9 protein-coding genes are annotated in these 11,059 nt (G+C 64.8%); 5 read left to right on the top strand and 4 right to left on the bottom strand.

From position 1 onward, the window contains the following. Positions 1–8: 8 nt before the first annotated feature. From IZR01_RS14505 to IZR01_RS14495, 3 genes are all read left to right on the top strand, one after another. Positions 9–956: a hypothetical protein gene (locus IZR01_RS14505; protein WP_194924130.1), complete on the top strand. Its 948-nt coding sequence runs from the start codon at positions 9–11 to the stop codon at positions 954–956. 626 nt (positions 957–1,582) lie between these two features. Continuing rightward, on the top strand, positions 1,583–2,395 hold the full coding sequence (locus IZR01_RS14500; RefSeq protein WP_194924129.1) for a hypothetical protein: 813 nt from the start codon (positions 1,583–1,585) through the stop codon (positions 2,393–2,395). 295 nt (positions 2,396–2,690) lie between these two features. Next, a complete protein-coding gene (locus IZR01_RS14495) occupies positions 2,691–3,578 on the top strand; it encodes a hypothetical protein (RefSeq protein ID WP_194924128.1) in 888 nt (295 codons plus the stop codon). A 297-nt stretch (positions 3,579–3,875) separates the two neighbouring features. Here IZR01_RS14495 and IZR01_RS14490 read toward each other — a convergent pair whose 3' ends face one another. The 3 genes from IZR01_RS14490 to IZR01_RS14480 all read right to left on the bottom strand — a co-directional run bounded on the left by IZR01_RS14490 (position 3,876) and on the right by IZR01_RS14480 (position 6,206). Further along, a complete protein-coding gene (locus tag IZR01_RS14490; protein ID WP_194924127.1) occupies positions 3,876–4,490 on the bottom strand; it encodes an endonuclease domain-containing protein in 615 nt (204 codons plus the stop codon). A gap of 691 nt (positions 4,491–5,181) precedes the next feature. Then, positions 5,182–5,841 carry a site-specific integrase gene (locus IZR01_RS14485; RefSeq protein ID WP_194924126.1) on the bottom strand — a complete coding sequence of 220 codons (660 nt, stop codon included), beginning with the start codon at positions 5,839–5,841 and terminating at the stop codon, positions 5,182–5,184. Between the two features lie 140 nt (positions 5,842–5,981). Then, positions 5,982–6,206 (bottom strand): hypothetical protein, encoded by a 225-nt coding sequence (locus IZR01_RS14480; RefSeq protein WP_194924125.1) that lies wholly within the window; start codon positions 6,204–6,206, stop codon positions 5,982–5,984. Between the two features lie 628 nt (positions 6,207–6,834). Between IZR01_RS14480 and IZR01_RS14475 the strand changes: the two genes are divergently transcribed. Beyond that, entirely contained in the window at positions 6,835–7,338 is a 504-nt protein-coding gene (locus IZR01_RS14475) for an RICIN domain-containing protein (protein ID WP_194924124.1), read from the top strand. 208 nt (positions 7,339–7,546) lie between these two features. Here IZR01_RS14475 and IZR01_RS14470 read toward each other — a convergent pair whose 3' ends face one another. Further along, on the bottom strand, positions 7,547–7,753 hold the full coding sequence (locus tag IZR01_RS14470; RefSeq protein WP_194924123.1) for a hypothetical protein: 207 nt from the start codon (positions 7,751–7,753) through the stop codon (positions 7,547–7,549). 382 nt (positions 7,754–8,135) lie between these two features. Here IZR01_RS14470 and fxsT point away from each other — a divergent pair, with 382 nt between their 5' ends. Next, positions 8,136–10,694: an FxSxx-COOH system tetratricopeptide repeat protein gene (gene fxsT, locus IZR01_RS14465; protein ID WP_194924122.1), complete on the top strand. Its 2,559-nt coding sequence runs from the start codon at positions 8,136–8,138 to the stop codon at positions 10,692–10,694. The last annotated feature ends 365 nt before the right edge of the window (positions 10,695–11,059 follow it).

Here is an 11,059-nt window from a genome sequence, read left to right as displayed (position 1 = left end):
GTCGTAGCGTGCGGCCAGTCCGCGCCACGCGCACGACACAAAGCTGGCGATGCCCACCAGTGCGTTGCCGACGGCAGTTTGCGAGCCGGAGCGGCAACAATGACAACATGCCGAGACGGGACCACTACCTTCCAGCAGGGCTCATCGGCGGCTTCGGCCGCCCCCACGACAACAGCCCTCGCCGGCGCCGCGCCAAGGTCTGCATCCGTACGCGGCCGCCGGAGAACAAGCTCACTCCCGAGATCAAGGCGGACAGCGTTGCCTGGGACCGCGGCCAGTACGATGTCGACAACCCCACCGACGACCTGCCTGCTGACTGGGCTGAGCAAATCTGGCAGCTGTATGAGGACGCCCTGCCCGATGCGGCCAAAGCCCTGGAACAGCCGGGCTTCAGCCCCGATGACTGGGCGACGGTCCTCAAACACATCAGGGCCGCATGGATCCGCAACCCTGGTTTCGATACCGATGCCGTGACTCACCTGACAGTGCCCGGTGCCTCGCTGAGCAACGACCAGGTCCAGCAAGCACGCAAGACCGCGTACGAGCAGCTTCCCCACGTACTCGCCAGCGCGCGATTCGCAGTGATCCGCAAGAGCGAGATGGCCCCGAGGTTCATCATCGACAACCGCGGGTTCGTACCGCTCTACGACGAGGTGGCCGCGCAGAGCGGGGTGCTGTTCCCCCTGACCGGCAACGTGGCAGTGATGATGGTCTACGAGGCGGCCGGGCCTGAGGATGACTACGCGACCGCCCCGTTCGCCGAGCTGATGCTGACTGCGGATGGCGCCAAGGCCTTCCACAGCGCCACGTGGAACCACCAGGGTATCGATCTCGTGATCGGCCATCCCGACGACGCCAGCTGGATTGCCGAGCTCACCGACGAAGCAGAGGCGTGGCTACCACGGATCGGTCCCTACCGGGGTACCGCAAAGACCGTGTTGGCGTGGGCGGCATAGTTCCGGCAACGGCCTGGCGGTCGACCGCCAGGCCGGGATGGCGTTACGGCAGGCCTTCCGCGTGCTGTCCGGCCATGTGCGCGGCGAGCAAATTTCAACGCTTCCGCCCTGGTCGGCGGTAGTAGAGTGTTGTTTGTTGGAACAACCCCCTCTGACCTGTTGCAACCGAGAGACACGGGGCGCGTTCCTCTTCCTATCGAGTCCTCTGACCTGGATCGGTGACCGGTGGCGAAAAGGACGAAGGGCCGGCACAAGCAGGGAGCCACGACTTACAACGGCGGCAAGGTCGAGCCGCTCCGAATGGTTGTCGCTGCTAATCCTGGCTCCTCAGCCAATGTCGTACCAGAGCTGGAACTTTTGAAGGCAGCGCTGCTATACGGCGACAAGGTCGCCGTTCTTAGCCCTGTGACGACGATGTTCCTGCGGGTCGAGGGGCTACGGAAGTTCTCCCCGCGCGAGCAGGTCGAGCTCATGCGCCGTCTTGCGCCTATCCTTATGTCCGCAGAAAACGTTCCAGACTTTCAGGAAGGACTTGTCCAGGTCGAGACAGCCCTCCGATCCCAGCGATTCTTTAGGCAGAGATCCTTCAGCGATTCGCCCCCATTCGGCGAACGCTATCGGAGGCTGTGCAAAAGATTACGGACGAAGCAGGCATCGGCCAGCTTTCCCGCGCTCGGAAGCAAGGACTTATCCAGATCGAAAATGTGGACCCCGGCGACGTTATGGACTTGCTCGTGTCGTGCATAGCTTCGGCGAAGCTCGCTCAGTCCGGCATTCGCAATGAGGACGGACACACGGACAGGATCGTCGAGACGTTCGTGGACAAGCTATCGAAATATCTTTCTTCGGGTCGGGAATATCTCATATTTGATGAGCCCATTGCAGAACTGACTGAGGCCGCCGTTCGGGAAGGAGTCTTCGTGCCTGCCAAGGGCCCCGCTGGAATGTGCGCCCAGGCAATGGCCGCGTCAGGACTCATGAGTCGATTGCCCACCTTTCCGACTGCCACAGTTGATGAGATCATCGACATCCGCTCCGAGCTTGCTCCATCGCTCACGCAATTCCGGAGTGCCATGGCAAGAGCTTCGAAGTCCATCGGTAGTGCCCCGTGGGAACATGACTTTGCGGACGGCGTGCACAATGAGTGGGTAGAGACCGTTCTCCCGAGCATCGAGGCCATCAAGGCATCGGTTACCGACAACTCATCTCTTTTGTCGCGCGCTACCGGGATCGTCGGGGCGACGAACAAGGCAATACCGGGGCTTGCGGTTTTCGGCCCAGCACTCCTAAGTCACCACGCGTCTATTGCCGCAGTAGGTGGCGCAGCCGCCCTAGCTGCCCCCATCATGCAAGCCATCTATGACCGGAACAAAGTGGGCAACGAAATTCGGATGAAGCCCTTTTATTTCCTCTACGCTGCAGCCGAGGCGCTTCACTAGCCTCGTCGAGATCCCGTGCGGCATCCTGTTTCGTTCGTCGCATAATTCCGCTAATCGCATGGGTTGCGGCCATTCCGGGATCCATGTGAGGGCGTTCTGGCGCGGAGCACGCGGGTGATCAATTGATAGTTTGCGTCGCAGGCGCTGGGCCGTGCCCATCTATCTGACCGGCTGTACCGGTTTGTCGGACTCGCGGCGTGGCCTTGGAACGACCGTGAGGCGGAACGTGTCCACCGCACCCAGACAGGTGGAGAAAGCAGCCCTCGACCCCATCGGATTGTGCCACAGTGACAAGATGCCTACAGACGTCCAATTCATCGGGCCGGCTAATCGCCACGCCATCACACTTCGTCCGGGTTCGAACTTGCCGTCCGCGAAGGGTGGGCCGCTACCGCGGATCTCCCTATTCGTCGAGGCACGGCTCAAGGACGCCCAGTTCAAAACCGAGATCATCCAACTTAGCTTTGATGCCTACCTCGGTGACGTTCTCGTTGGCCAGGGTGCGGTCGGGCCCGTGACGTACTTGACCACCGATGGGCAGCAAGTCGAGGCGGCCTTCACGTGCCCACGCTCCGCTCTGCCTCTGTTTCTTGACCCGCCGCCGGGACGGGTTGAACTCAAGCTCCGCTTCTCCGGGCTCTTGCGCTATCAGCATGAGTTCACCGGCGCCAGGGCTGAAGGTCTTGAGGCGGCAGGCGTCTGGCACCAATGGCCCATCAGCAACAATTTGGTTCACGAGCTCACCGTCTCCATCGCCCGCAGCGACTGGTACGAACTGGTTGTGGCCCCGCTCAAGCTGGGCGGCTACCTCATCGCGTCCCTTAACCTGCCGGACCCCACCGAGGTGCCGGCCTGGACCGCCGCGCTTGATCACCTGGAAAGTGCTCGTCGCGCGTTGACGACAGGCGATGCACCGGCAGTGTTCGGCTACTGCCGCGCCGCGATCGACGCGCTGCCGGGAGCCAAGAAGAATATCTTCGACAACATGGCAGTCGGCAAGAAGCGCGAAGCCATCGACGCTCTCACCTTGAGCCTCGGCACGTACCTTCACTCGGGGCGCCACGTGGAACCGACGACTGGAGCGACTGGTGGCGACTTTCCAGTGGATCGGCAGGATGCAGCGCTTGCGTACAACGAGACCGTCCTATTGCTCTCGCACATCGCCAGTCTCGTACTTCCATGAAATGAGCGACGTCGAGATCTAAGCCCTCGGACCTGCTTGGGCTTAGGGACTACCGAAGGTTCTTCGGCCGGAACCCAGTGGGTTCACGTGGATCCACCAGGGTTCGTCACGATCGGCAAGTGTGGCCGATCTGCTTCGCAGCAGCGGCTCGCACAGAGGGCTGGCGCATTGCGGATGAAGGCCCGCACGGGTCGGGTCACGCCCCTGCGACAGCCCGGGTCAGCCAAACGAGGAGAAGGCCGACATATCGACGCCGGGGACCACCGTTACGGGCGTCGACCTGTCGCGAATTCTAGCTCAGGTCAAACCCATGCGCCGGACCGGGAAGTTCCTCAGGTACTCTTCGGCAGGCTCGTATTTCCCGAGCTTGTTGCCCTTGGTCTCATACCAGCCGATGAGGAAGCTGTTGCAGGACCAGCACAGCAAACCCCGGATGCATTTGCCGCACATCTCGTCTTCGCTGGGGCACTGCTTGCAGGCGTGGTCGTGGTCGAGGTGAAGACCGACGTCGCCTCGGTGTTCGTCTTTGCAGATGGCGCACCGGTACTCCTGGAAGACGAACAGGCGAGCGATGTCCCCGAGCGTGCGATTGAACTTCTTGGCACGGGTCACCATCCCCGAGCACAGACGGCACCGCGACCGTGGCATTCCCTCGCGCTTGCCGCTTCCGTCGATCGTGAAGTTCGCCAGCGGCAGTTCCTGCTGGCACAGGCTGCACCAGCTCACACCACGTGCGCGCATTTCAGCGGCTCTGGCCGTACTCACTTGCAGGACCAGCGGAGCCAGCGGGCGTCCATCTAGGTCCACCAGCAGGTGCGAGGCACACAGACCCTCGTCCTCGGCCGCCTTGCGGCATCCACCCTGGAATGAACACATCCCATCGCCAGCGGGCAGCGGAGCCAGAACGGTCACGGCGCGCTGCTCCTTCACCTGGTAGTAGTGGGTGCGACACATCATCAACGCCCAAACCGGCCGAGGGCATCCGGCTACGGCAGTACACGCTGCGTTGTCTGGGATGAGACGGCTGTTGATCGGATGTAGCTCAATGCCCCGTCGGCTCTGCTGATAGTGCGCGTTGCATAGGCCCCGGGCGTAGAGAGGCTCGAAGCACTCGCCGAATTCGCAGGGCCCGTCCGCCTGGCGACGCTGCCCCTCCGGCTCGAACTCCCCGTGCCGGCGGTTGTTGTCGTAGTGGCGTCGGCATAGGCCTAGCGTCGCGGCATCCTCGGGACAGCTGGGAGCCTGGCAGGGGCCACCGGCCGGAGAACGCTGCCGCTCCATGCGCCCGGTGCGGCGCTGGCGGTCGTAGTGCTCCTGGCACATGCCGCCGGACCGCGCCGGCCTGTCGCAGTGCATGCATGTCGAATCCGGGTCCCCCCAAGGACGCAACGCCTCCAACCGGCCGTGTCGGCGCAGCAGCTTGTAGTGCCGGTGGCAGAAGCCGCGGGTAGTTGCAGGCTGCGTGCACGGATCATCGGGGAACTGACACCTCCCTTCCGTGCTGCCGTCACTCTCCATATAGATTCTCCCTACTGTTTGCGTCTAGTGAAGTTGCGAGTAACTGTGACATGGAAACTGCGGAGTAAGCAAGTCCCCTGCTACGTCAGGCCGCACCAGCGAGATCGGTTGCCTCGGAGAACGCCGACGCCGCGTTCAGCGGGTCGGTCCCGAGGAGTCGCAGTCGGTGTGGATTGCCTGCGCAGCGGGCCTCGGTGGCCAGGCTCGCGCGGGCGGAGTGGCTGGTGAGCCGGGTGGCGACGCCGGCACGTTCGGCGGCGCGGGTGATGACGCCTCTGACTGCCTGGCCGGACATCGGCCCGAAGACGCGGCCGTGCCGGTCGATGCGCAGGAACGCCGCGCCGTATTCGATGCCGCCGACCCCGGTCGCCGCGCCCTGATACGGCTCGACATAGGGGGGTGGTTGTGCGATTCGACCTTGAAAGGTGACGGCTAGGTCCTCGCCGACGTCCACGACGCCGGCGTTCTCACCGGGGCCGACCAGCAGCGCGGCGGTCTTCGTGGCCTTCCACGCCTTCCAGGCGCGGACCGGGCAGGTGGGCGGGTTGGAGCCGTAGGACACGGCGACGGTGCGTGGCTTGGCCTTGGACACCCGCAGCTCGACCACTAGGCCGTTGGGGTCCTCGGCGATGTCGGCGTCGCCGAGGCTGGCGAGTTCGGAGCGGCGGGCGGCGACGGCGACGGCCAGGAGGATCAGGGCCCGGTCGCGCAGGCCTGCGAGGTCCGTCCCGCAGGTGGTGCACATCGCCCGAAGGTCGGCGGCGGCAGCGGGGCGGCCTGGCCGCGGTCGCGGGACGGCTGCCGGTACTCAGCGACCGTGCGGAGGTAGTCCTTGAGCATCTCCCGGGCCAGGCGGACGTGCTCGGGTCTACGTCGACGCCGTGCTCACGGCGCAGGATGACGGTGACGCCCGGTCAGTCGGCGGTCGATCATGGACGGCGCGGCACCGGCCCTCCACAGCCAGGCGATGAACGCGCGCAGGATGCCGCGGCTGGCATTGATGAGCGGAACTTCATGTGCGGCCGTAAACACCTTCCAGTCCCCCGCGTACCCGCGCGCGGTGTTGGCCGGGCGCAGCTGCGCGGCGTGCGAGTCGGAGACCGTGTCCAACTGTCAGCGCTCACGTAATTCGGCTCTGGCGACGATCACGTGACGTCGTGGGGATTGCGATCGCCATGTCTACGGCGACCTCACATCGACCAGCGGCACAGTATCTGCGGCCCGTGGCATCGTCACGTAACCGTTGACAGAGCCCGTAAATCACCGGTGAGAAGTCCTGGCGCCGGCAGGCCACCGCTGCCCCCGGACAGGGCCCGGAAGGTGATCGCCGCCCGCCGTGCGCTTCAGGCGGTCGAGCATGTCCTGCATCGGGCCCGAGGCGATCCGAACAAGGGTGCGGTTCCCAAGGACAACAGCACCGGTCCCTGCTCACGGAGCATGCCCGCCAGGACCGGCGGCATCATGCAGGGCTGCAACCTGCAGGCGCTGGCCGAATGTCGAAGAAGCGACCGAAGTTGCGGATCAGGCACACCCAGGATCCGACTTCACTCGCGGGACCGTCCACGACCCTGGCCGGCACCATCAGGATATTGACGAAGGTAGGTCCCGCCGGGATGTGGAATGCTGACGCCTGCGAAATGCCGCACATATCTCGGGGCAGGCGCCGGGAATACCCGGCGACGACCGATTGGGGATGTAGGTGCCTGAGTCGTCACAGGGTCCGATACGGATCGGGATCATGCCGCCGAACGTCAGCATCGATCTCCGCAGCCTGATGGTAATGACCCGGTTCCTGGCCTCGACCAAGGGCCCGTTCGTGATAGTCGGCCGCGACAGCGGGCTCGCCCTCGACACGGCGTGGCGCCACGACGACGAACATCCGATCCTGTGGCCGGTCCACGGCGAGCCGCATCAGCTGTGGCGCTTCCGGCGGACGACCCACCCCGGCCAGTTCCTGATCGTCTCGGAGGAAAACGGATTGGCACTGGACGCCCGGCGGGGAGGTGACGATGGCCGCTGGCCGAAGATGCGGGCTTGCCATGGCGAGGCGCACCAGCGCTGGCGGCTGCTCCCCGTCAAGGAGCGGGCAGCGTGGGTGATCGAGTCCATCCGGACGCGTGAAGTGCTGCACAAGCCGACCGCTGCGATGGCGGAGAGCCGCACCTCGCCGACCATGCGGCGTCCGGACGGCCGCACCAATCAGCAATGGCTGATCATGAATCCGTTCCGGGGACCGTCGTGACGTGTCGGCGTTCACGTTTTTCGGCTCTGGCGACGATCACGTGACGTCGTGGGGATTGCGATCGCCATATCTACGGCGACCTCACATCGACCAGCGGCACAGTATCTGCGGCCCGTGGCATCGTCACGTAACCGTTGACAGAGCCGAATTACGTGAGCGTCCACACCAACTCCACCGTGGAGAAGAAGTTCTCCTCCAAGGCCTTCGCCTAGTTCTCGGGCATGTGCTCGATCGCGCCCTCGATGATGCGGAAGTCGTCCGGGTCGGCGATGCTCACGTCTTCCGGATCGGGCAGGCGTGGCTGCGGGACGGGAGGCGGCATCTTCTCTGCCGAATCGGTGCTGTCGTGCATGTTGCCGACGATGGCGATCTTGTCGGTGGGGTTGCGGGGGTTGGAGCCGAGGGAGTAGTTCACCGTTGTGGAGGCGGTGTCGGGAGGGGGTGCGACGGCTGTTCCTGACTCACGATATGTGAGCTTGTCGTGTGCCAGAGCATTCCGAACCACCTTTCGGGGTTCAGCGACGGGTCTGACTCGCTACGTGAGCTATCGCGGCACCGCCAGAGCCTTTCGGAGAGCACATACGTCGTAGAGCGCGCTGCGACTTGCCTGACCACCGCCGCGAATTCGCGTGCAGGCGCGGCTCGCACTAAATGAAGACTTCCGCCCCTTCCCCGGTTTCCATGGCTCAACGCCTTCAACGTGTTGATACGCTTTGATGCGTTTTGGTGTAGTGGGCTGGCCGGCGCGTTAGCATCACAGGGGTGTGATTCAGCCTGCTTGCCTGGGGGTGTGTGTGGTGGTCGGTGCGGAGCTGGTAGTGGGGTACCTATTCGCCTGGCTGGTTGGGAAGGGGAAGCGGGCGGCGCGGCAGGCCGACGCGCAGGTGGATAAGGCCCTGGACGCCGCGGTTGACCGGCTCGGGGGGAAGCTGCACGAGCTCGTGGCGGGCAAGCTCGTCGGCGACACTGCGCTGGCGCGGCTGGACGAGGAGGCCGGTCAGGGCGCCATAGAGCCCTCGGCGCGCACACGAGCGCGCGTGGCTTTGGCAATCGAGGACGCCTTGGAGTCGGATGTGAGCTTCGGCGAGGCGGTCGAGGAACTCGTGCGCCGGTTGCAGACGGCTCAGGGCGTGACGATTGTGGCCGCTGGCGGGGTCGCCGTGCAGGGCGACGTCCGGGTGTCAGCGGGCCCGGAGGGGTTCGCGATCGGCGCGGCCGGCTCGGTGCAGGTGGTGTTTCAGCGTCGGGTGGCAACCGGGCAGGCTGTGCGGTTGGACCCACGACCGGGTCGGGTGGCCGGGCGCGAGCAGCTGATATCGCAGATACATGCTCACCTGGGAGCCGCTCAAGAGGTCGGGACTGTGGCCCTGTGCGGGCTGGGCGGGGTCGGCAAGACAACCGCGGCTCTTGAATACGCCTACCGGCAGCTGCAGCATTACCAGGTGGTGTGGTTCTTCCACGCCGAGCAGGCCACCGGTTTGTTGGCGCAATTCCATGAGCTGGCGCAGGTGCTCGACGCCGGAGAAGGCGATCCGGTGGCAGCAGTGCACGCGGCGCTGGCCGCTCACCCAGGGCGCTGGCTCCTGGTCCTCGACAACGTGAAAGACCATGCGGCAGCGCGGCGCTGGCTGCCTGCCAAGGGCGCCGGGCACGTGCTAGTGACGACTCAGGATGGGCACTGGCCCAGCGAGCAGGCGGTGGAGGTCACCGCACTCGATGCCGAAGACGCGGCCGGATTGCTGCTGGACCGCACGATGTCCACGGACCGGGAGTCGGCGCGCGCGATCGCGGACGAGTTGGGACTGCTGCCGCTGGCCTTGGAACAGGCGGCAGCGTTCATCGAGACCACGGGGCGCAGCCTGGACGAATATCTAGGCTTGTTGAGCGCGAACCGTGCTGCCGTGCTTGCACGCTCAGCCCCGGCCTCGCACGCAGCACCTGTGGTGGCCACGTGGTCGCTGGCCCTGACGGAGCTGGAGGCCACCAGTTCGGAGTCGCTGACGCTCCTGCGGATTATCGCCTTCCTCGCGCCGGAGGACATTCCGTTCCGGCTGTTGCTTCCGGAAGGTCTTGAGCTGCGTCTTGGTGGCCCGGACGGAGATCTCGATGAGATTCTCACGCAGGTGCGGGCGCTCTGCAGTGGGCCTTTGACGCTGGACGACGCGGTGGCTGGGCTGCGACGGTACAGCTTGATCGGGCCGCCGGGGGCGACGTTCAGCGTGCACCGGCTGGTGCAGGCCGTTACTCGCGACCAGCTCCGTCCACAGGATCTACGGGCGTGGCGGGCGGTGGCCACGGCGTTGGTCGAATCCGCAGTTCCGCAGGATATTGCGACGCCTATGATGTGGCGCGTGTGCCGGCTGCTGTTCACGCACGCTCAGCTGGTCGGTGACCCGTTTGGGGCGCCAGTCTGGCGCCTGGCCTCTGCCCTGGGAGAGAGCGGCGACTACACGACCGCCCGCACTTGGTGGCAAAGCCTTGCGAAGGCCCACGAGAGCCAGCGCGGGATCGAACACCCCGACACACTGACGGCCCGGTCCAACTTCGCCCATTGGACGGGGGAGGCAGGTGGTGTGCTCGATGCGCGTGATCTGCTGCGGGAACTGGTGCCACTGTTTGGCCGCGTCTTGGGGCCCGAACACCCCGACACCTTGACAGCTCAGGCCAGACTCGCTGCCTACACTGGAAAGGCCGGTGACGCCGTGGCCGCACGCGATCTCTTCCGGCAGGTGCTTCCGGTACGGGAGCGCGTCTTGGGCGCCGAACACCCCAAGACGCTGCACATGAGGTCCAACTTCGCCCTTTGGACCGGGGAGGTCGGCGGAGTGGTGGAGGCGCGTGATCAGTTACGAGACCTGCTGCCCGTGCTTGAACGCGTCTCCGGGCCCGAACACCCCGACACGCTCACCGCTATGGGCAGACTTGCCTTCTACACCGGGCTGGCCGGCGATGCGGTGGCGGCACGTGATCTCTATTCGAAGCTGGCGCCGATGCTCGAGCGTGTGCTGGGGGTCGAACACCCCAGGACTTTGCACATCCGCTCCAGTCTCGCTCGGTGGACTGGTGAGGCAGGCGATCCGGCAACTGCGCGTGACCTGCTGGGGGAGCTGCTTCCGATGCGTGAACATATATCCGGACCCGAGCACCCCGACTCTTTGAACACCCGCGCGAACCTCGCCTATTGGACCGGGGAAGCAGGCGATGCCGCGACCGCCCGCGACATGTTTCGCGAGTTGATTCCAGTACTAGAGTCCGTCTCGGGGCCCGAACATCCCAACACCCGGACGGCTAGATCCAACGTCGCCTACTGGACGCAGAGGGTTGATATCCAACGGAGCAAGCCCGAAGCTCAGTAGGACTAGTGACACAGGACCCTGGGTCCGCCTTCGCGGATTCGGGGCCCGCCGGATAACCGATCATTCAGAGCGGCCCCGTAGCTGTCCTCCTGCGCTAGTCCCGGTGGGCAGAGCTTCTTGCTTCGTGAAGCTTGTCCCATCGGTCATGCGCTGTTCGACGCTGCGAGCGCAATTGGGCCAAGACTGAATTTGTGTCATCCGGCATATCGGCGGTGTGGAGGTCGTCACGAAGCGCTAGCCTCGCGCGTTCACCAAGAACATCGAAGGCTGACCCCCGAAACGAGGAAGTGCTCCGCCACCTGGGATGATCTTGATTGCGAAGTCGAGATCGTCCAGAGAACCGGAGCACTTGCCAGGTGAAGACT

Source organism: Catenulispora pinisilvae, assembly GCF_015356865.1.
In the GTDB taxonomy this organism is placed as follows: domain Bacteria; phylum Actinomycetota; class Actinomycetes; order Streptomycetales; family Catenulisporaceae; genus Catenulispora; species Catenulispora pinisilvae.
Note: the sequence above shows the minus strand (reverse complement) of the source record. Positions and strands in the feature narration are given on the sequence as shown.